Annotated in this window: 20 protein-coding genes; 13 read left to right on the forward strand and 7 right to left on the reverse strand. The window is 59.9% G+C overall.

Features of this window, described 5'->3' with window-relative positions; translation table 11 throughout:
- Positions 1-65 precede the first annotated feature (65 nt).
- From ACR0AI_RS18770 to smpB, 4 genes are all read left to right on the forward strand, one after another.
- Positions 66-1079 (forward strand): P1 family peptidase, encoded by a 1014-nt coding sequence (locus ACR0AI_RS18770; protein WP_480676294.1) that lies wholly within the window; start codon positions 66-68, stop codon positions 1077-1079.
- Between the two features lie 109 nt (positions 1080-1188).
- Positions 1189-1602, forward strand: coding sequence for a c-type cytochrome (locus ACR0AI_RS18775; protein ID WP_480566426.1), 414 nt, complete (start codon positions 1189-1191; stop codon positions 1600-1602).
- A gap of 204 nt (positions 1603-1806) precedes the next feature.
- Entirely contained in the window at positions 1807-2349 is a 543-nt protein-coding gene (idi, locus tag ACR0AI_RS18780; RefSeq protein ID WP_170459547.1) for an isopentenyl-diphosphate Delta-isomerase, read from the forward strand.
- 47 nt (positions 2350-2396) lie between these two features.
- Positions 2397-2873, forward strand: a complete 477-nt coding sequence (smpB, locus tag ACR0AI_RS18785) for an SsrA-binding protein SmpB (protein ID WP_170481925.1) — start codon at positions 2397-2399, stop codon at positions 2871-2873.
- A 63-nt stretch (positions 2874-2936) separates the two neighbouring features.
- Here smpB and glpK read toward each other — a convergent pair whose 3' ends face one another.
- The 3 genes from glpK to panB all read right to left on the reverse strand — a co-directional run bounded on the left by glpK (position 2937) and on the right by panB (position 6172).
- Entirely contained in the window at positions 2937-4415 is a 1479-nt protein-coding gene (gene glpK, locus ACR0AI_RS18790; RefSeq protein WP_480676297.1) for a glycerol kinase GlpK, read from the reverse strand.
- Positions 4416-4487: 72 nt separating this feature from the next.
- Positions 4488-5339 carry a pantoate--beta-alanine ligase gene (gene panC, locus ACR0AI_RS18795; protein WP_480676299.1) on the reverse strand — a complete coding sequence of 284 codons (852 nt, stop codon included), beginning with the start codon at positions 5337-5339 and terminating at the stop codon, positions 4488-4490.
- Positions 5336-6172 (reverse strand): 3-methyl-2-oxobutanoate hydroxymethyltransferase, encoded by an 837-nt coding sequence (panB, locus tag ACR0AI_RS18800; RefSeq protein WP_480676301.1) that lies wholly within the window; start codon positions 6170-6172, stop codon positions 5336-5338. Before panB ends, panC begins: the two co-directional genes overlap by 4 nt.
- A 171-nt stretch (positions 6173-6343) precedes the next feature.
- On the opposite strand from panB, the gene ACR0AI_RS18805 reads away from it, so the two are divergent.
- Entirely contained in the window at positions 6344-7831 is a 1488-nt protein-coding gene (locus tag ACR0AI_RS18805; protein ID WP_480676303.1) for an ABC transporter substrate-binding protein, read from the forward strand.
- Between the two features lie 9 nt (positions 7832-7840).
- Here the strand turns inward: ACR0AI_RS18805 and ACR0AI_RS18810 are convergent, their stop codons facing one another.
- A complete protein-coding gene (locus ACR0AI_RS18810) occupies positions 7841-8167 on the reverse strand; it encodes an SH3 domain-containing protein (RefSeq protein ID WP_170767906.1) in 327 nt (108 codons plus the stop codon).
- A 105-nt stretch (positions 8168-8272) separates the two neighbouring features.
- Between ACR0AI_RS18810 and ACR0AI_RS18815 the strand changes: the two genes are divergently transcribed.
- The 4 genes from ACR0AI_RS18815 to ACR0AI_RS18830 are packed head-to-tail and all read left to right on the forward strand — an operon-like array spanning position 8273 to position 13116.
- Positions 8273-9220: an ABC transporter permease gene (locus ACR0AI_RS18815; protein WP_170679490.1), complete on the forward strand. Its 948-nt coding sequence runs from the start codon at positions 8273-8275 to the stop codon at positions 9218-9220.
- A complete protein-coding gene (locus ACR0AI_RS18820; RefSeq protein WP_170643699.1) occupies positions 9217-10032 on the forward strand; it encodes an ABC transporter permease in 816 nt (271 codons plus the stop codon). Before ACR0AI_RS18815 ends, ACR0AI_RS18820 begins: the two co-directional genes overlap by 4 nt.
- On the forward strand, positions 10029-11627 hold the full coding sequence (locus ACR0AI_RS18825) for an ABC transporter ATP-binding protein (RefSeq protein WP_480676306.1): 1599 nt from the start codon (positions 10029-10031) through the stop codon (positions 11625-11627). The genes ACR0AI_RS18820 and ACR0AI_RS18825 overlap by 4 nt, the downstream gene beginning before the upstream one ends.
- A gap of 37 nt (positions 11628-11664) precedes the next feature.
- On the forward strand, positions 11665-13116 hold the full coding sequence (locus tag ACR0AI_RS18830) for an aldehyde dehydrogenase family protein (RefSeq protein ID WP_480676308.1): 1452 nt from the start codon (positions 11665-11667) through the stop codon (positions 13114-13116).
- On the opposite strand, the gene pncB is transcribed toward ACR0AI_RS18830, so the two are convergent.
- Positions 13113-14405: a nicotinate phosphoribosyltransferase gene (pncB, locus tag ACR0AI_RS18835; RefSeq protein WP_480676310.1), complete on the reverse strand. Its 1293-nt coding sequence runs from the start codon at positions 14403-14405 to the stop codon at positions 13113-13115. The two genes, ACR0AI_RS18830 and pncB, sit on opposite strands and share 4 nt — an antisense overlap.
- Positions 14406-14570: 165 nt before the next feature.
- Between pncB and ACR0AI_RS18840 the strand changes: the two genes are divergently transcribed.
- Positions 14571-15068 carry a hypothetical protein gene (locus ACR0AI_RS18840; RefSeq protein ID WP_480676312.1) on the forward strand — a complete coding sequence of 166 codons (498 nt, stop codon included), beginning with the start codon at positions 14571-14573 and terminating at the stop codon, positions 15066-15068.
- Here the strand turns inward: ACR0AI_RS18840 and pncA are convergent.
- A complete protein-coding gene (gene pncA, locus ACR0AI_RS18845; RefSeq protein WP_480676314.1) occupies positions 15065-15661 on the reverse strand; it encodes a bifunctional nicotinamidase/pyrazinamidase in 597 nt (198 codons plus the stop codon). The two genes, ACR0AI_RS18840 and pncA, sit on opposite strands and share 4 nt — an antisense overlap.
- Before the next feature lie 94 nt (positions 15662-15755).
- Between pncA and trhO the strand changes: the two genes are divergently transcribed.
- On the forward strand, positions 15756-16661 hold the full coding sequence (trhO, locus tag ACR0AI_RS18850; RefSeq protein WP_480676316.1) for an oxygen-dependent tRNA uridine(34) hydroxylase TrhO: 906 nt from the start codon (positions 15756-15758) through the stop codon (positions 16659-16661).
- 64 nt (positions 16662-16725) lie between these two features.
- Complete coding sequence (locus tag ACR0AI_RS18855) at positions 16726-17226, forward strand: potassium channel family protein (protein ID WP_170379453.1); 501 nt, start codon at positions 16726-16728, stop codon at positions 17224-17226.
- A gap of 3 nt (positions 17227-17229) precedes the next feature.
- On the opposite strand, the gene ACR0AI_RS18860 is transcribed toward ACR0AI_RS18855, so the two are convergent.
- Positions 17230-17559 carry a hypothetical protein gene (locus tag ACR0AI_RS18860; protein WP_170555375.1) on the reverse strand — a complete coding sequence of 110 codons (330 nt, stop codon included), beginning with the start codon at positions 17557-17559 and terminating at the stop codon, positions 17230-17232.
- A gap of 164 nt (positions 17560-17723) precedes the next feature.
- On the opposite strand from ACR0AI_RS18860, the gene betB reads away from it, so the two are divergent.
- Complete coding sequence (gene betB, locus ACR0AI_RS18865; protein ID WP_480676318.1) at positions 17724-19178, forward strand: betaine-aldehyde dehydrogenase; 1455 nt, start codon at positions 17724-17726, stop codon at positions 19176-19178.
- Positions 19179-19241 lie beyond the last annotated feature (63 nt).

Raw genomic sequence — 19241 nt, forward strand, 5'->3', positions numbered from 1 at the left:
CCAAAAATACCTCCGCCGGAGGCAGCGCGCGCTAGCGCGCTTTCGGCCCAATACAAAAGGCGAAAATGACCCCCGGAGCCCGAAACCTGATCACCGATGTCCCCGGCCTTAAGGTCGGCAATGCGCAGGAGACAGCGCTGAAGTCCGGCACAACCGTTCTGACATCCGACGCGCCGTTCACTGCCTCGGTCCACGTGATGGGCGGAGCCCCCGGCACGCGCGAAACCGACCTGCTCGCCCCCGACAAATCCGTCACCCATGTCGACGCTATCATTTTGTCCGGTGGATCGGCCTTTGGTCTGGATGCCTGCTCGGGCGTCTCGGACGCGCTACGGGCACAAGACCGGGGATTTCCTGTCGGCGATATCAGGGTCCCAATCGTTCCCGGCGCAATCCTGTTCGACCTGTTGAACGGCGGTGACAAGTCATGGGACGAAAACCCTTACCGCGCTTTGGGACGCAAGGCTTTCGAAACCGCCAGCAAGGATTTCACCCTGGGCACAACTGGGGCAGGGACCGGAGCCTTGGCGGCGATGCACAAAGGCGGGCTGGGTTCGGCCTCATTCGTTTTGGACAGCGGAGTGACCGTTGGCGCCTTGGTGGCGGCGAACCCGCTGGGAAGTGTCACAACGCCGGGTGATCGCCATTTCTGGGCCGCGCCGTTCGAGATTGGTGATGAATTCGGCGGTTTTGGGCCTGATCCCAGCGCTGGACTGGGCCAACTGCAAATCAGCCGCAAGTCGCAGGCCATGCGTGCCGATCCGCAAAAAGCCAACACGACGATAGCAATCGTCGCCACCGACGCGGCCTTGTCCAAACCTCAATGTCAGAGACTGGCGGTCGCCGCCCATGATGGGATCGCGCGCGCAATCGTTCCCGCGCATACGCCGGGCGATGGCGATCTGGTGTTTGGCGTCAGCACCGGGGCAAAGCCCATGACCTCGGAGGTCGAGCTTGGGCAGATCGGCCATGCGGCCTCTCTCTGTCTGGCGCGAGCGATCGCGCGGGCGGTTTATCTTGCGACACCTGTCTACGACGATTTGCTACCTTGCTGGTCGACTCTAAACGCGACAGATTAGAAACGCCTGTACAAGCGCCTATAGGCGCGTATGCGCGGCAATCTGCGCGTTGACTCTGGGCCGTTCAAAAGCACCATCTGCGCAAGCCACCAAGTATCGGAGCCAAAATATGAATCGCATCCTAGCTACAGCAATCATCGGCCTGCTGGCCCTGCCAGCCTATGCGGAAGGCGACGCCGAAGCAGGCAAGAAAGCCTTTAACAAGTGCAAATCCTGCCACATGATCGCAGACCCAGAGGGCGAAGTGATCGTCAAGGGCGGCAAGACCGGGCCGAACCTCTATGGCATCGCGGGTCGGACTGCGGGCACCTATGAGGGATTCAAATACGGTGACAGCATCGTTGCTGCCGGCGAAAACGGGCTGGTTTGGGACGAAGAGAGTTTCGTCGCTTATTCGCAGGACCCTAAAGCGTTCCTGAAGGATTACCTGGGCGAGACCTCGGCCAAATCCAAGATGTCGTTCCGTCTGAAAAAAGGCGGCGAGGATGTCTATGCCTACATCGTGAGCGTCTCTGGCGAGTAAAATCGGCCGAAAATCCTGTTGGACATGACGAAAGGCCGCACACCTGCGGCCTTTCGTGCGATTGATAACCTGACCAATCATTGCCACTTTCGTTCCATGCGGTGCCTGTGCTCAGCCTTATGACACCGAACCGCCACGCCGATCTGGCCATTACATAACCCCAAATTCCCGCTGTTCCGGCGGATCGGCATCAGGAGATGACAGATGGGATTGATGATTCCGGCCTGGGTTGATGGCCAATTGACCCCCGTCGACAAGCTGGAGGCGCATGAAAAGGGCCTCAAGCACAAGGCCGTGTCTGTCTTTGTCGTGCGGGGCACCGAAATTCTGCTGCAGCGTCGCGCCATGGGCAAATATCACACGCCGGGTCTTTGGGCGAATACCTGCTGCACGCATCCCGACTGGAACGAAAGCGCCTCAGCCTGCGCTGTGCGTCGCCTGCGTGAGGAATTGGGGATCACCGGCCTTTACCCGGAATACCGCCACCGGCTGGAATATCACGCTGATGTTGGCAACAGCATGGTGGAACATGAGGTCGTTGACGTCTTCCTCGCCCATGTCCGTGGACCGTTGAAAATCGAGCCTAACCCGGACGAAGTGATGGATATCCGCTGGATCGACTACCATGATCTGCTGGCCGAAGTGCGCCGCCATCCCACCCGTTTTACGCCGTGGCTCAAGATCTACCTAGCCAACCATGCCGACACGATTTTTGGCCCAGATCTGATCATCTCGGCCAAGAGGTAAGCGCTGCGCCTTGCAAGGACCGCCCAAGCCGCCTACATCATCGCGTCATGGCCAAGCAGAAGACAGACCCGAATTACAAAGTCATCGCCGAGAACCGGCGCGCCCGCTTCGATTACGCAATCGAAGAGGATCTCGAGTGCGGCATCATGCTGGAGGGGTCCGAGGTCAAATCTCTGCGGGCAGGTGGGTCGAACATCGCCGAAAGCTATGCCTCGGTCGACGACGGAGAACTATGGCTGATCAACAGCTACATTGCCCCCTATGAGCAAGCCAAGGTGTTCAAGCATGAAGAGCGCCGCCGCCGCAAGCTGCTGGTGTCGCGCAAAGAGCTGTCGAACCTTTGGAATGCAACCCAGCGCAAGGGTATGACACTGGTGCCGCTGGTGCTGTATTTCAACCACAAGGGCCGGGCGAAGCTGAAGATCGGGATCGCCAAGGGTAAAAAGCTGCATGACAAGCGCGAAACCCAGGCCAAGCGGGATTGGTCGCGGCAGAAGCAGCGGCTGATGAAAGATCACAGCTAACCCGAAACGCTGTTGAGGTCGGTGCCGGGCTGAAGCCCGGCCTTCTTGGTGTCTGGAGACCCGTCAGAACGCCATGGCCGCCTGCACGGCGCGTTGCCAACGGGCATAGGCGAAGTCGCGGTCCTCTTGCGGCATGTTAGGCTCGAATCTCTGATCCAATTGCCATGTCTCGGCGAAACCGTCCTGATCGGGATAGATCCCGGCCTTCATGCCCGCCAGCCAACCCGCCCCCAAGGCGGTTGTTTCCTGCATCACGGGCCGATCCACTGGCGCGCCCAGAATGTTGGAGAGGCCCTGCATGGCCCAGTCAGATGCGCTCATCCCGCCATCGACGCGCAGGATCACCTCTGCCTCAGCCCCCCAGTCGCCCTGCATGGCGTGCCACAGGTCTCGGGTCTGGAAGGCGATGCTTTCCAGTGTGGCGCGGGTGATTTCGGCCCGGCCCGAGTTGCGGGTCAATCCGAACATTGCGCCACGGCAATCCGGTTTCCAGTAGGGCGCGCCCAGACCGGTGAAGGCGGGCACCAGTACCACATGCTGGTTCGGATCGGCCTGCGCGGCCAGGTCGCCGCTCTGCGGGGCCGAGTCGATGATTTGCAGCGCGTCGCGCAGCCACTGAACGGCGGCCCCGGCGATAAAGATCGAGCCTTCCAACGCATAAGTCCGCTGCCCATCCAGCTGATACCCGATCGTGGTGAGCAGACGATTCTTCGAGGCAACCGGCTGCGTGCCGGTGTTCAACAGAGCGAAACAGCCAGTGCCATAGGTCGATTTCATCATGCCGGGCTGGAAACAAGCCTGTCCGATAGTGGCGGCCTGCTGGTCCCCGGCCACGCCCAGAATAGGGATATTGCCGCCAAGCAGCGTTGTCGCACCGAAATCAGCGGCGCAATCCAGCACCTCTGGCAGCATCGCCATCGGGACGTCCAGCAGATCGCAGATCTCAGCGCTCCAAGCGCCTTTGTGGATGTCGAACAACAGGGTCCGGGCGGCGTTGGTGGCATCGGTGACGTGGTTGCGCCCTTCGGTCAACCGCCAGATCAGGAAACTGTCGATGGTGCCGAACAGCAACTCTCTGGCTTCGGCCCTTTCGCGCGCGCCGGGAACGGTGTCCAGCAGCCATTTCACCTTGGTGCCCGAGAAATACGGGTCAAGCAGAAGCCCGGTTTGCAGGGTCACGTCATCCTCGCACCCGGCTTGTTTATAGCGGGCGCAGATATCGGCGGTGCGGCGGTCCTGCCAGACAATGGCATTGTGGATCGCCTTGCCGGTGGACTTGTCCCAAACAACGGTGGTTTCTCGCTGGTTGGTGATACCAATCCCGGCGATCTGCGCGGGCGTTGTGCCCGTGGTTTCCATCACCTCCTGACAAACGCTCAGAACGCTGTTCCAGATATCCTCGACATCATGTTCAACCCAGCCTTCCTGCGGGAAATGCTGGGGAAATTCCTGCTGGGCCGTGCCCACGCGCTGCATCTGAGCGTCAAACAAAATTGCGCGCGATGATGTCGTGCCCTGATCAATAGCCAGAATATATGTCATGCCCGCGTTCCTCCCCCGGTGGTGTTTTGCGGGACTTTAGCGCAAACACTCGCGCAGGGGCCAGAGCAGAAATCAGGCCGCAGCGACCGGGATATTGTCGATCAGCCGAACGCCATCCGCCCAGGCGGTGACGAACAGGCGGGCCGGGCGGTCGGCGCGAGGCAGGGCCTGCAGCGTTTCGGCACAGCGCAGGTCGATATATTCGACCTCGGTGAAGCCCGCCTTAATCAGGGTGTCGCGCGCAGCTTGCGCAATCGGCGCGAAATCCGCGCCCTGTGACAGCTTTTCCGCCATCCCGCGCATGATCTGGTTCTTCTGCGCCGCGATCTGCAGCCCTTCGGCTGAGAGGCGCAGATTGCGCGAGGACATCGCCAAGCCCGACGGCTCACGCACGGTGGGGCAGCCGACGACCTCGATCGGGATATCCAAATCGCGGGCCATGCGCCGCACGACCAACAGCTGTTGATAGTCTTTTTCCCCGAAATAGGCTCGATCCGCCTGCGTTTGCAGGAACAGTTTGGCGACCACCGTGGCGACGCCTTCGAAGTGACCGGGGCGGAAGGGCCCCTCCATCACATCGGTCAGGCCCGCAACTGCTACTGTTGTCGAGAACCCCTCGGGATAAATCTGATCTGGGTCCGGCACATAGATCGCGTCAACACCATAGGGGGCGAGCTTTTCGGCGTCCTCATGCTCGGTGCGCGGGTAGTTGGCGAGATCCTCGGGGTTGTTGAACTGTTTGGGGTTCACAAAGATCGTGACAATCACGCGGTCGCATCCGGCTTTGGCCGCCTCGACCAGTGACAAATGCCCCTGATGCAGCGCGCCCATTGTGGGGACGACGCCGACTACCTCTCCGTCACGGTGCCATTGCTGGGTCAATACCCGCAGGTCCGCCAATCGGCGCAGAATTGGCGCGGTCATTTGCGGGTGCCCTTGGGGGCCTGGTCAGCAAACACATGCTCATCTGCCGGGAAGGTGCGGGCGCGTACTTCGGCGGCGTATTCGGCAATGGCGGCTTCGGCCAACGGGCCAAGTTCGGCGTAGCGTTTGACGAATTTTGGTTTGAACGCAGTGAAAAAGCCAACCATGTCGTCGACCACAAGAATCTGTCCATCACACCCTGCCGAGGCTCCGATGCCGATAGTAGGGATTGCCACCTCAGCCGTGATCCGATCGGCCAGACCTTGCGGAACCTTCTCTAACACGACGGAAAACGCACCTGCTTGTGCCACAGCGGCGGCATCAGCCAGCACCGCTTCGGCCTGTTCGTCCCGGCCTTGCACCTTGTAGCCACCCAATGTGTTGATGGATTGCGGCGTCAGGCCGATATGAGCCATGACCGGGATGCCGCGCTTGACCAGAAAGCGGATGGTCTCGGCCATCTCGACCCCACCTTCCAGTTTCACCGCACCCGCCCCGGTTTCCGCCATCAGGCGGGCGGCATTGCAGAAGGCTTGCGCTGGGTTTTCCTCGTAACTGCCGAAGGGCATGTCGATCACCATCATCGCGCGGTCCAGGCCGCGAGCGACGGCCTGACCGTGCAGGATCATCATTTCGATCGTCACGCCAAGGGTCGATTCCAGCCCGTGCAGCACCATTCCGACGCTGTCGCCAACAAGGACAAAGTCGCAATGGGCGTCCATCAGTCGGGCCATCGGCGTGGTGTAGGCCGTCAGACTGACCAAAGGATCGCCGCCTTTACGGGCGCGGATATCCTCGGCGTTCGGGGCTTTTTTGCGGGCTGTGGCGCTCATGCTCGGCTCCGGCACGGTTCATGTTGCAGCGCGGCATAACAGATCTGACCGGGCACGCGAAACCCCGGTTGCGCGAACATTTCCTTGAATGACCCTAGGTTTAAGGGAACACTGGCCTCCGAAAGGCCCGAAAACACGCGGCTACGTTGACATCAACGGGGAGAGATTTTCATGACAAAGCAGATGTTTCGAACCTTCGGTTGCATATTGGCGCTAAGCGCCAGTGTGCTGGCGTCGCAGGCATTGGCGAAATCCGACATCACCATCGCCATGCAGCTGGAGCCACCGCATCTGGACCCGACCAGTGCCGCCGCACAGGCCATTGATTCGGTTGTTTACACCAATATTTTCGAAGGTCTGACCCGTTTCATGGGCGACGGCTCGGTCGTGCCGGGGCTGGCGGAAAGCTGGGAGATCTCAGACGACGGCACCGTCTATACCTTCAAGCTGCGCGATGGCGTGACCTTCCACGATGGCACCACAATGGATGCCGAGGACGTCAAGTTCAGCCTGGATCGCGCTATGGCCGAGGACAGTGCGAATGCGCAAAAGGCGCTGTTCGCTGGCATCGAAAGCGTTAAGGCGGTGGACCCCACGACCGTCAAGGTGACCCTGTCCGAGCCAAACGGGAATTTCCTGTTCAACATGGCCTGGGGTGACGCGGTGATCGTGGCCTCAGACAGCATCGACGAAATCAAGACCAACCCGGTCGGAACCGGGGCATTCACCTTTGGCGAATGGGTGCAGGGCGACAGCATCACGCTGAACCGCAATCCCGATTATTGGGGCGATCAGCCCGCGTTAGAGACGGCTACGTTCAAGTTCATCTCGGATCCGACCGCCGCTTTTGCCGCGATGATGGCCGAGGATGTGGATGTGTTCGACAATTTCCCCGCGCCCGAGAACCTGCCTCAGTTCGAAGCCGATCCACGCTTTCAGGTGCTTGTCGGCTCGACCGAGGGTGAGACGATCCTGTCCACGAACAACAAGCAGGCGCCCTTTGACGATATCCTCGTTCGGCAGGCACTGGCCCACGCGATTGACCGTCAGGCGATCATTGACGGAGCCATGTTCGGCTATGGTACCCCCATTGGCACCCATTTCGCGCCGCATCACCCGGCCTATGTCGATCTGACCGGGCAATCCGCCTATGACCCGGAAAAAGCCAAATCTCTGCTGGCCGAGGCCGGCTTGGCGGACGGGTTCGAAACCACCCTGCATCTGCCGCCCCCGTCCTATGCGCGCCGGGGTGGCGAGATCATTGCTGCTCAACTGGCCGAGGTCGGGATAACGGCTGAGATCATCAATGTCGAATGGGCGCAGTGGTTGGAATCGGTCTTCAAGGGCAAGGATTTCGGTTTGACCATCGTCAGCCACACCGAACCAATGGATATCGGCATCTACGCCCGGCCCGATTACTATTTCCAGTATGAAAGCTCGGATTTCCAGGCGCTGATGGAGCTGCTGAACACCACAACCGATCCGGATGAGCGCACCCGCCTGATGGGTGAGGCACAGAGGCTGATTTCCAGCGACTATGTCAACGGTTACCTGTTCCAATTGGCCAAGCTCGGCGTGGCTAAAGCAGGCGTCCAGGGGCTGTGGCAGAATGCGCCAACAGCCGCCATTGATCTGACCGCGATCAGCTGGGCTGAGTAACTGTCGGGGCTAACCCGCCCCGTCAATTAGCCAATTGCTATGAACCCAGCCCTTGCGACGGGGCTGGCCATAGTAGACGCCGATCCACTCCCCTTGTTGTGCACAGGTGCGGACCGCGTCGCCGTTGCGCAGTTGGTCGACCTGGAAATAGTTTGACCCCGGTCCCGTGCGCACAGCCAGAAAGCCATCACCGTTTGGATCCAGACCCGAGACGATACTGGCCGCGCATCCTGCGGCTTGCCCGTCTTCGGTGATCACGAAATCCACATCCAGTTGCTGAGCGGGCGCCGCGCCCGCTGCGGCTAAAAACAAAGCCGCAAGTACAGGTATTCTCATCATCAATTTCCTTTCAAACAATGGTCTCAGGATAGGACCCGCACTGATTCTCGACAATGGAACTGGTGCTGGACCCAAAGCGCGGCCCGGCCTAACGTGGCGCTGATGCTTCGCTATGCCCTCAAACGTCTGATTTCGCTTGTGATCAGCCTGGCGGTTGCCTCGGTGGTGATCTTCGCCGTGATCGAGATCGCACCGGGCGATCCAGCCTCATTCATGCTGGGCGTCAACGCGCAGCCCGATACGCTGGCCGCTCTTAGGGCCGAGTTGGGTTTGGATATGTCCAAACTTGATCGGTACTTTAATTGGATTGGTGGTATGCTGGTCGGCGATTTTGGTACCTCCTACACCTATCGCACGCCGGTGTCGCAGATGATCGCAGATCGGTTATGGGTGTCATTGCCGCTGGCGCTCTATGCGCTGACCCTGTCCACCCTGATTGCCTTTCCGGCGGGCATCTACGCCGCCGCCAGGCGCGGCAAACCGGGCGATCTGACCGTCATGGGGGCCACGCAGCTGGGCATTGCCGTGCCGAACTTCTGGTTCGCGATGATGCTGGTCCTGATCTTCGCCATCAACCTGCGCTGGTTCAACGCCGGAGGGTTCGCCGGTTGGGACAAGGGGTTCTGGACCGGGATGCATTCTCTGACCCTGCCTGCCATCGCTTTGGCACTGCCACAAGCGGCTATTCTGGCGCGGGTGATGCGGTCGTCGCTGCTCGACATACTTGGTGAGGATTTCATGCGCACAGCCCGTGCTAAGGGTCTTTCCCGCCGTCAGGCGCTATGGCGGCACGGGGTGCGCAACGCGCTGATCCCGGTGCTGACGATCATCGGGCTGCAATTTTCGTTCCTGCTGGCCGGGTCGATCATTATCGAGCAGGTCTTCTACTTGCCCGGCCTCGGGCGGTTGGTGTTTCAGGCAATCTCAGCTCGTGACCTGATCGTGGTGGAATCCGTGGTGATGCTACTCGTCTTCGCCGTTATCACCGTGAACTTTCTGGTCGATCTGGCCTATGCCGCTGTGGACCCAAGGCTGAGGAGCCGGACATGAGCCGAAACCTGATCCTTGGCGCAGTACTGTCGTCTCTGGTTTTGCTGGCGGCGCTGATCTCGTTTGTCTGGACGCCCTATGACCACGCCGCGCTGGACATTCCCGCGAAACTGCAACCGCCCAACGCGCAGCACTGGTTCGGCACCGATCACTTCGGGCGTGATATGTTCTCGATGATCATGGTCGGCGCGCGGACGTCCATTGCCGTTGCGTTGGTGGCGGTGGGGATCGGTATGGCGTTGGGCGTGCCCCTGGGCCTGACGGCGGCTGCGCGCAAGGGGGCTTGGCTGGATGAGGTCATCATGCGCGGCAATGATCTGGTCTTTGCCTTCCCGTCTCTGGTCATCGCCATCCTGATCACCGCCGTGTTCGGGGCCGGGGCGATTAACGCGATCATCGCTATTGGCATCTTCAACATCCCCGTCTTCGCCCGCATCACACGCGGCGCCGCCCTGTCCCTGTGGGAGCGTGAGTTCATCCTCGCCGCCCGTGTCTCGGGCAAGGGTGCCGCGCGGATCTCGGCGGAACATATCCTGCCCAATGTCGCCAACCTGCTGATCGTGCAGGGCACCATCCAGTTCAGCCTCGGAATCTTGGCCGAGGCGGGGCTGAGTTACGTCGGTCTCGGCGCGCAACCACCCACGCCAAGCTGGGGTCGGATGCTGGCCGATGCGCAGACAATGGTCAGTTTTGCCCCGCATTTGGCTCTAATTCCGGGTCTGGCAATCATTGTGACGGTGCTGGGTCTGAACTTGCTGGGTGACGGTCTGCGCGACTGGCTGGACCCTCGCATTCGGGTGGCGCGGGCATGAACCTGTTGCGGATCGAAAACCTGTCTCTGGCCATTCATGAAGCTGAGATTCTGAAGCAAGTCAGTCTGTCAATTGCGCCCGGTCAGATCGTGGCGGTCACGGGAGAGAGCGGCTCGGGCAAGTCCATGACTGCGCTGGCCATCATGCAACTGATGCCAGACGGCGCGAGCACCGACGGATCGATAAATCTGGACGAGCAAGAGATCCTAAACCTGCCCGAGACAGAAATGTGCGCCCTTCGTGGCGCGTCGATCGGAATGGTGTTTCAGGAGCCGATGACCGCCCTGAACCCGGTCAAAACCATCGGCGATCAGGTGATGGAGACCATCCTGATCCACAAAGCGATGTCCCGCGCGCAAGCTGAGGTCCGCGCGCAAGAGGTTCTCAGCCGTGTTGGCCTGCCTCCTGACCGTTTCCCTCTGTCCCGCTACCCGCATGAGCTGTCGGGCGGCCAGCGTCAGCGTGTGGTCATCGCGATGGCGATCGCACTCAGGCCCAAACTGCTGATCGCGGATGAGCCCACGACAGCCCTGGACGTGACCACGCAGGCGCAGATTCTGGACCTGCTGAAAGGGCTGGTGCGCGAATACGACATGGGGCTTCTGATGATCACTCATGATCTGGCCGTGGTGGCAGACATGGCGGATCAGATTGTGGTCATGCGTCGGGGCGAAGTGGTCGAGAGTGGCGCAACCGACCATCTGCTTAAGAACATGCAACACCCCTATACACGGATGCTGTTTGACGCCTCAAACCACCAGGTTGCTCTGCCCGAAACGCAGAAGCAAAAGCCCTTGCTTGAGGTCACCGACGTGGTCCGTGACTATCGCCTGTCGCGCACGGGGCTGTTCACAAAGCCCGCCCCTATGCGAGCGGTGGACACGGTCAGCTTTACCCTCAACCGCGGAGAGCGTCTGGGTCTGGTCGGAGAGTCAGGATGTGGAAAATCGACCCTAACACGGGCAATTTTGGGTCTTGAAGAGGTTCAATCCGGCGAAATCCGGCTGGATGGCGTGCCCGTTTTCTCAGGCCACAAGCCAAATCTTGACGTCCGCCGCAAGATGCAGGTCGTGTTTCAAGACCCTTATGGCAGCTTCAACCCGCGCCACCGCGTCGCGCGGTTGATCATGGAACCGTTTCACCTGCTGGAAAAACCTCCAACCGGGTCCGAGCGTCAAGACAGGATCGCCGAGATGCTGCGCGCTGTCGGCCTCAGCCCGGATGATGCAGGGAAATACATCCACGAATTCTCGGGTGGGCAGCGGCAACGTATCGCCATTGCCCGCGCATTGATCATCCGCCCAGAACTGATCTTGTTTGATGAGGCGGTCTCGGCCCTCGACGTGTCGGTCAGGGCGCAGATCCTTGATCTTTTGGCAGAACTGTGCGCGGCGTACGATCTGACCTACTTGTTCATCAGCCACGATCTAAGCGTTGTGCGCACGATCACGGATCGGGTGATGGTGATGCAGGCCGGGAAAATCGTCGAACAGGGCGAGACCGAGGACGTCTTTTCCAACCCCCGCCATCCCTATACCCGCAAACTGATCTCTGCCGCGCCGCAATTGCCCGACATCGGCCGCAAAATCGCATGATATTCTCAATGTTAGAGCCTAAATACAGGAGTTCCCAATGACCAACCCGATTTGGTTCGACCCCAGCCAATGCCTGATCGGCGGGGAATGGAAAACGACGGCTGCGGGGGAATACTTGCCGATTGTGAATCCTTCGGACGGGTCGGTACTCTGCCAGATTGCACGCGGTCAGCAGGCCGATATCGACGCCGGTGTTGCTGCCGCGCGATCTGCCTTGGACGGAGATTGGGGCCGGATGCCTGCGTTTGAGAGGGGGCGCATCCTGAGCAGACTGGGGCAATTGGTTCTGGACCGGGTGGACGACCTTGCACGGCTTGAGGCCATGGATGTCGGCAAACCGCTGACCCAGGCCCGCGCCGATGCCATCGCTTTAGCGCGGTATTGCGAATTCTACGGGGGTGCGGCGGACAAAGTTATGGGTGAGACCATCCCCTATCTCGACGGCTATACCGTCTACACCCTGCGCGAGCCGCATGGGGTCACGGGGCATATCGTGCCGTGGAACTACCCGATGCAGATCATTGGACGCTCGGTCGGGGCGGCGTTGGCCATAGGCAATGCATGCGTTTTGAAACCTGCAGAAGAGGCCTGCCTGACCGCCCTCGCCTTCGCCCATCTGGCGGTTGAGGCCGGTTTACCCACCGGGGCGCTGAATGTCGTCCCCGGTTTGGGGGCCGAGGCTGGGGCGGCGCTGTCCGGGCATCCGGGGGTCGATCATATCTCGTTCACCGGGTCGGTCGCGACGGGCGCTTTGGTGCAGCAGGCGGCGGGGCGCAATGTCGTTCCCGTGACACTGGAACTGGGCGGAAAGTCTCCGCAATTGGTGTTCGATGACGCCGATCTGGAGGCGGCGCTGCCGTTCCTGGTCAATGCGGGCATTCAGAACGCGGGACAAACCTGTTCGGCCTCGTCGCGCATTCTAGTGCAGCGCGGTTTGTATGAGCGGGTCAAGGAGCAGATGGCCGAGGCCTACGCGCAACTGACCGTCGGGCCTGCGTTAGACGACCTGCGAGTAGGGCCGCTGATCTCGGATCGGCAGAAGGCAATTGTTTCCGGGTTTTTGTCCAAAGGCGCGGATTTGGCGATTGCAGGCCAGGGGCAGATCGTTCCGGAGGCACCAGAAGCGGGGGCCTATGTGCGCCCGACCCTCTTCGCCGATGTGCCAGCAGATCACGCTCTGGCCCGGGAAGAGATCTTTGGCCCAGTGCAGGTCTTGATCCCGTTTGAGACCGAAGAACAGGCTCTAACCATAGCCAATAGCACCGACTATGGATTGGTCGCCAGCATCTGGACTCGTGACGGGGCGCGGCAGATGCGATTGGCCAAGCGCCTGCGTTCGGGGCAGGTGTTCATCAACAACTACGGCGCAGGCGGAGGCGTAGAGCTACCGTTCGGAGGCGTCGGTAAATCCGGCCACGGCCGCGAAAAAGGATTCGAGGCGCTCTATGGCTTTTCGCAAATCAAGACGGTGGCTGCCCTGCACGGCTAAACGATCACCTCAATCGGTTTCTGCGCGCCAACGCCGAACACCCGCTTGTAGCGCTCGATTTCCTCGGCGGGTCCCATGGCCTTTTCCGGGTTGTCCGACAATTTGACCGTCGGGCGCCCATTGGCCGAAACCGCCTTGCATACCAGCGAGAACGGCGCCAGCGCGTCATCTGGAACAAGGCCGCGGAAGTCGTTGGTCAGCAGGGTGCCCCAGCCAAAGGAGATATTGGTGCGCCCCGCGAACTGGCTGTGCAGCTCTTTGATCTTGTCGACGTCCAAACCGTCCGAGAATATGATCCGCTTCTGCTTAGGGTCCTCGCCTCGCGACGTCCACCAGTCGATCGCAATCTCGGCACCGGCGGCGGGATCGCCGCTGTCGATGCGGATGCCCGTCCATCCGGCCAGCCAGTCCGGGGCGTGATCCAGAAACCCTTTGGTGCCATAGGTGTCAGGTAGGATGATGCGCAGATTGCCCTCATGTTCGTCATGCCAGTCGCTGAGGACGTCGTAGGGGGCCTGCGCCAGCGCTTCATCCGTGTCGGCGAGGGCGGAATAGACCATGGGCAGTTCATGCGCATTGGTGCCGATGGCCTCAACCTCGCGCCGCATCGCGATGAGACAGTTCGAGGTGCCGGTGAACGACTCGCCCAGCCCCTCGATCATGGCCTGAACGCACCAATCTTGCCAAAGGAAGGAATGCCGCCTCCGCGTGCCAAAATCTGCAATCCCAAGCCCGTCGATAGAACCCAGCTGTTCGATCTTTTCCCACACACGCGTCATCGCACGGGCATAGAGGACCTGAAGCTCGAACCGGCGCATGTGGTTCAGCACCGCGCGCGAGCGTAGCTCCATCAGCACCGCGAGCGCCGGGATTTCCCACAGCATCACCTCGTGCCATTTGCCCTCGAAGGTCAGTTCGTATTGGTCACCTTTACGCTCCAGATGGTAGGGCGGCAGGCGCATATTCTCGAACCATTCCATGAAATCCGAGCGGAACATCTGCCTTTTGCCGTAGAACATATTGCCCCGCAACCACGTGCTTTCCCCCCGGCTGAGGCTGAGCGAACGGATGTGATCCAGCTGTTCCCGCAGCTCACCTTCGTCAATCAAACGAGCCAGCGGCACGTGATTCGAGCGGTTGATCAGGGAAAACGCGACATCTGTTTGGGGCTTGTTTCGAAACACTGACTGGCACATCAGCAGTTTGTAGAAATCCGTGTCGATCAAAGACCGCACAATCGGGTCGATCTTCCATTTATGATTGTAGACACGGGTCGCGATGTCGACCATGGGGAACTCCTGCAATTTCCGTTGTTAGATCAATCAGCACGGCGAATGGCAAGAGTCGCTGATTCGGTGACAATGCCCGTTTGACGTCACAATGCGGGCTTATTGTCCGGTGTTTTCACCAATTAGTGATGGGGTGGGATGGAAAGACAGAACTGATGGTTGTTAATGAGTTTGCTGTACGATTTTGATATCGTTGTCAGACCGGCGGAAGGGGATGTTCCGGCTCAGGTCTGTGCGCGGTTCAGGGATGTGAAGACCTCTGACGCTTTGCGGGGGGCATCGCCCGGGATTCGCATGATGTTTCAGGATGCGGGGTTCGATCTCGACTCGCACGTCAGCGGCATCGTGCCGGACAAGTTTCCAACTGAAGATCTGCCTGACCGAACCCGAATACTGCGCACCCTGTTCGACAATATCAAAACCCGCGGTGTGCGGGGGGAATATTGTGGTGAGTTCGATCTGCGGCAGTTCCTCGGCCACATTCGCCGGGCCGAGGCGGTTGATGGGCTTGTCCGGGTTATTCCCGTTCAACTCCCCCAGACGCCACAGCCTGACAGACCCAAACGCAGGACTGTAAAGGGGCGGATTGGTGTTGGTCTTGGCGTGGCGGTGATTCTGTTCGCGGTGCTTAAGTATTTCGCAGAAGCGGGTGCTACGCCTTAGTCGGCCAGAGTAACCCCGGCGGCCTGCATGGCCTGTTGCGCCGCAGCCAATGATCCATCCATGTCAATTGCACGGCAGGCGCTTTGCACGATGGTGACGTCAAAGCCCAGCTTCGCGGCATCAACGGCCGAATAGTGAACACAGAAATCGGTCGCGAGCCCCACGAGGGTCAGTTTCGAAATGCCGCGCGTGTCCAGATACCCTTTCAAACCTGTCGGCGTGGTCTGGTCATTCTCGAAAAACGCCGAATAGCTGTCGATGGCGCTGCGGAACCCTTTGCGGATGATCAGGTCTCCATCCGTGCGCAGATCCGGGTGAAAACCCGCGCCATCAGTGCCTTGCACGCAATGGTCGGGCCACAGAACCTGCGGGCCATAGGGCATCTCGGTCATCTCGAAGGGGGCTTTGCCCGGATGCGAACTGGCGAATGAGGAATGCCCCGCCGGATGCCAGTCCTGCGTCAGGATGACGGCATCAAACCTGTCCATCATGGCGTTGATCGGGGCAATGATCTGATCCCCCCCGGCCACGGCCAGCGCGCCGCCGGGGCAGAAATCGTTCTGGACGTCGATGACAAGCAGGGCATGGGTCATGGCAATCTCTCCTTTGGTCTATCGGTACGGCGCAGTGCAGGAAGCGTCAATCCGATCCCTTGCGACTCTGCGCTGTCAGGTTTAGACCGCGCGCATGTACACGATCGCTGCCCTCTACCACTTCACCCGTTTCGCTGATCACGCCGCCCTGCGCGAGCCGCTGCTGGACCTGTGCCGCGCGCATTCGGTCAAAGGGACCCTTTTGCTGGCGCAAGAGGGGATCAACGGCACGATTGCTGGCCCGCGCTCCGGGATCGACGCCGTTCTGGCGCATATCAAGGCCCTGCCGGGCTGCTCCGATCTGGAGTGGAAAGAGGCCACCTCCGACCATCCGCCTTTTGGCAAGATGAAGGTGCGTCTGAAGAAAGAGATCGTGACCATGGGCCAGCTGGATGTCGATCCGCGTGCCCGCGTTGGCAACTACGTCGAACCCGAGGAATGGAATGATCTGATCCGCTCGGACGATGTGGTCGTGATCGACACGCGCAACGACTATGAAGTGGCGATTGGCACGTTTGAGGGCGCTATAGACCCTGAAACCGCCAGCTTCCGCGAATTTCCCGACTGGTGGGAACAGAACAAGGACCGATTCCACAATAAGCGCGTTGCGATGTTCTGCACCGGTGGTATCCGCTGCGAGAAATCCACCAATTTCCTGCTCGGGCAGGGGGTCGAGGATGTCTATCACCTCAAAGGTGGCATCCTGCGCTATCTCGAAGAAATGCCCGCCGAGGACAGCACCTGGCAGGGCGAGTGTTTCGTATTTGACAATCGTGTGTCGGTTGGCCACGGTCTGGTCGAGGGGCCGCACAACCTGTGCCACGGATGCCGCCGCCCGATCCTGCCCGAAGATGTGAAGCGCCCGGAATATGAACATGGCGTGTCCTGCCATCTCTGCGTGGATGAGACGTCGGAGGCCGACAAGATGCGTTTCCGCGAGCGGCAGAAACAGATCCTTCTGGCCCGCGCGCGCGGCGATGAGCATCTGGGCAGCGTCTGAATTCCGCTTGCAGCTCGGAGGGGAATCCCGATGATCATCCTCGAACTGCTGTGATGGAGCGTCAATGACCCGCAAACCGACAACTCTGGCGGAGTGGAAATCGACCTTTCTGGCCGCTGCCGGGTTGGTGCTGGCCAGTTTTCTAGCATGGTTCGGCCTGTCGCGGTTGAGCGAAACCACCGCAGGGGACACGATCGGCACCATTGCCTCGGTCGCGTTGCTGATCTGGCTGGTGTCGCAGTCGTGGTACTACATGACCCAGGTGAAGTCGCCGCGCAGGTTGTTGTTCCTGATGGGCGTTTCTTTCATTCAGGTCGTGCCGTTCCTGTTTGCTGCCGTCTACGGGGCCTTTGGCTACAACGACAATTGCGTTCTCGGGGCGGAAGGCCCTGCTGATATCCTGTATTTCTCATATGTCACCTTCACCACGGTTGGGTATGGCGACATGAGCCCCACAGGCCTATGCCGCGGCTTGGCCGTGTCCGAGGCCGTCACGGGGTATATCCTTTTGGGCATGTTTGTTGCGGCTGCTGTGTCGCTTTATTCGCGAAACCACGCGCATTAGGCTCTATTTATTCTGGTCGATCCAACGCGACATCAACTGTTTGTCGCGAAAGCACTCGGACGGGATCGGGCGACGTTTGCTGCGCGATATCCGTTCAGCAAAGGCGACTTGTTTGCCGGTCGGGTAGTTGGCAAAGGGCGATGGATCCTCGGGCTTGTGAGCCGAGATCCAAGCAGACATGGACTTGCGGTCACGTTGCGCCTCAACTGGGATTTCCAGTGCGGTCTGCTCGGCGATGGCGCGGGCATAGCGCATCTGCCGATCTGTGACCGGCAGCAGGTGGTAGTCGTTCGAAGGGCCGTTTAGGGCCTGATTTCGTGCGTGGTAAGACATCGGAATGTTCCTCTGACTATGTGGAACATAAATAGAACATTAACTCTTTTTTTCAAGAGCACGGCGATTCACATCAGCGGGAGTTTGCCGTGATTCAGTTTTATTGACTGACCAATCAACAAAAGATACACGCTTGGAAAATTGCTTCGGAAAAGGAACCCGGCATGAAATTTCAGCCCAAGGCGAGCCATTTCATCAATGGCGCATACGTAGAAGACACCAACGGCGCGCCGATTGATGTGATCTACCCTGCAACCGGTGAGGTCATTGCCCGGCTGCATTCAGCCACGCCCGAAATCGTTGATCAGGCTTTGAACAGTGCAAAAGCGGCGCAAGCGGAATGGGCAGCCATGTCCGGGACCGAGCGTGGCCGCGTTCTGCGCCGCGCCGCAGACATCATGCGCGACCGCAATCACGACCTCTCGGTGCTGGAAACGCATGACACCGGTAAACCCCTGCAAGAGACGCTGGTGGCCGATGCGACCTCGGGCGCGGATGCGCTGGAGTATTTCGGAGGTCTGGCCGCATCCCTGACCGGTGAACATATCCCTCTGGGCGGCGGAGACTTCGTCTACACCATCCGCGAGGCGCTGGGCGTGTGCGTCGGGATCGGCGCATGGAACTACCCCACCCAGATCGCCTGCTGGAAGGGTGCGCCGGCGTTGGCCTGCGGTAATACGATGGTGTTCAAGCCGTCCGAGACGACCCCGCTCTCCGCGTTGAAAGTCGCTGAGATCCTGATCGAAGCAGGAGCACCCAAGGGCATCTACAACGTGATTCAGGGCTATGGCGATGTAGGCGCATCGCTGGTGACCGATGCGCGCGTTGCCAAAGTGTCGTTGACCGGCTCGGTGCCGACGGGCCGCAAGGTCTATGCCGCGGCCGCCGATGGCATGAAGCACGTGACAATGGAGCTGGGCGGCAAATCCCCCATGATCGTGTTTGATGACGCCGATATCGAGAACGCGGTCTCGGGCGCGATTCTGGGCAATTTCTATTCCTCGGGTCAGGTTTGTTCCAACGGCACCCGCGTATTCGTCCAGAAAGGGATCAAAGAGGCGTTTCTGACCCGCTTGGCCGAACGTCTGGCAACCGCCAAGATTGGCGATCCGCTGGATGAAGAGGTCAACTTTGGCCCCATGGTAAGCGAAAATCAGATGAACATCGCGCTGGGCTACGTGGAAAAGGGCACGGCCGAAGGCGCGCGTCTGGTTTATGGAGGAGAACGGATCGAGGGCGAGGGGTTCTACATGCAACCCACTGTGTTCGCCGATGTCACCGACGAAATGACCATCGCCCGCGAAGAGATCTTTGGCCCGGTCATGTCCGTTCTGGATTTCGACACCGAAGAAGAAGTCTTGGCCCGCGCCAATGACACAGAATTTGGTCTTGCGGCCGGGGTCTTCACCAACGATCTGACCCGCGCCCATCGTATCGTCGCCGGGTTCGAGGCTGGGACTTGCTATATCAACACCTACAACCTTGCCCCGGTGGAGGCACCGTTCGGTGGGTCCAAGATGTCGGGTGTCGGTCGCGAAAACTCGAAGCTCGCCATCAACCATTTCAGCGAGATGAAAACGGTCTACGTCTCGATGAACGACGTCGAGGCGCCCTACTGATTAACCGTGTTGTTGGCGCTCTGCTCTCCTCAAAACACCAGTGGCAGAGCGCCGTTCTATCGC

The organism is Ruegeria sp. BG3 (assembly GCF_056538485.1).

Excerpts from the sequence above, each read along its gene's own strand:
- ACR0AI_RS18775 (WP_480566426.1), top strand. The coding sequence starts at position 1,189 with ATGAATCGCATCCTAGCTACAGCAATCATCGGCCTGCTGGCCCTGCCA.
- trhO (WP_480676316.1), top strand. The coding sequence starts at position 15,756 with ATGTACACGATCGCTGCCCTCTACCACTTCACCCGTTTCGCTGATCAC.
- ACR0AI_RS18820 (WP_170643699.1), top strand. The coding sequence starts at position 9,217 with ATGAGCCGAAACCTGATCCTTGGCGCAGTACTGTCGTCTCTGGTTTTG.
- betB (WP_480676318.1), top strand. The coding sequence starts at position 17,724 with ATGAAATTTCAGCCCAAGGCGAGCCATTTCATCAATGGCGCATACGTA.
- ACR0AI_RS18860 (WP_170555375.1), bottom strand. The coding sequence starts at position 17,559 with ATGTCTTACCACGCACGAAATCAGGCCCTAAACGGCCCTTCGAACGAC.
- ACR0AI_RS18830 (WP_480676308.1), top strand. The coding sequence starts at position 11,665 with ATGACCAACCCGATTTGGTTCGACCCCAGCCAATGCCTGATCGGCGGG.
- ACR0AI_RS18815 (WP_170679490.1), top strand. The coding sequence starts at position 8,273 with ATGCTTCGCTATGCCCTCAAACGTCTGATTTCGCTTGTGATCAGCCTG.
- ACR0AI_RS18855 (WP_170379453.1), top strand. The coding sequence starts at position 16,726 with ATGACCCGCAAACCGACAACTCTGGCGGAGTGGAAATCGACCTTTCTG.
- ACR0AI_RS18770 (WP_480676294.1), top strand. The coding sequence starts at position 66 with ATGACCCCCGGAGCCCGAAACCTGATCACCGATGTCCCCGGCCTTAAG.
- panB (WP_480676301.1), bottom strand. The coding sequence starts at position 6,172 with ATGAGCGCCACAGCCCGCAAAAAAGCCCCGAACGCCGAGGATATCCGC.
- smpB (WP_170481925.1), top strand. The coding sequence starts at position 2,397 with ATGGCCAAGCAGAAGACAGACCCGAATTACAAAGTCATCGCCGAGAAC.
- ACR0AI_RS18825 (WP_480676306.1), top strand. The coding sequence starts at position 10,029 with ATGAACCTGTTGCGGATCGAAAACCTGTCTCTGGCCATTCATGAAGCT.
- ACR0AI_RS18810 (WP_170767906.1), bottom strand. The coding sequence starts at position 8,167 with ATGAGAATACCTGTACTTGCGGCTTTGTTTTTAGCCGCAGCGGGCGCG.
- idi (WP_170459547.1), top strand. The coding sequence starts at position 1,807 with ATGGGATTGATGATTCCGGCCTGGGTTGATGGCCAATTGACCCCCGTC.
- ACR0AI_RS18805 (WP_480676303.1), top strand. The coding sequence starts at position 6,344 with ATGACAAAGCAGATGTTTCGAACCTTCGGTTGCATATTGGCGCTAAGC.
- ACR0AI_RS18840 (WP_480676312.1), top strand. The coding sequence starts at position 14,571 with ATGAGTTTGCTGTACGATTTTGATATCGTTGTCAGACCGGCGGAAGGG.
- pncB (WP_480676310.1), bottom strand. The coding sequence starts at position 14,405 with ATGGTCGACATCGCGACCCGTGTCTACAATCATAAATGGAAGATCGAC.
- panC (WP_480676299.1), bottom strand. The coding sequence starts at position 5,339 with ATGACCGCGCCAATTCTGCGCCGATTGGCGGACCTGCGGGTATTGACC.
- pncA (WP_480676314.1), bottom strand. The coding sequence starts at position 15,661 with ATGACCCATGCCCTGCTTGTCATCGACGTCCAGAACGATTTCTGCCCC.
- glpK (WP_480676297.1), bottom strand. The coding sequence starts at position 4,415 with ATGACATATATTCTGGCTATTGATCAGGGCACGACATCATCGCGCGCA.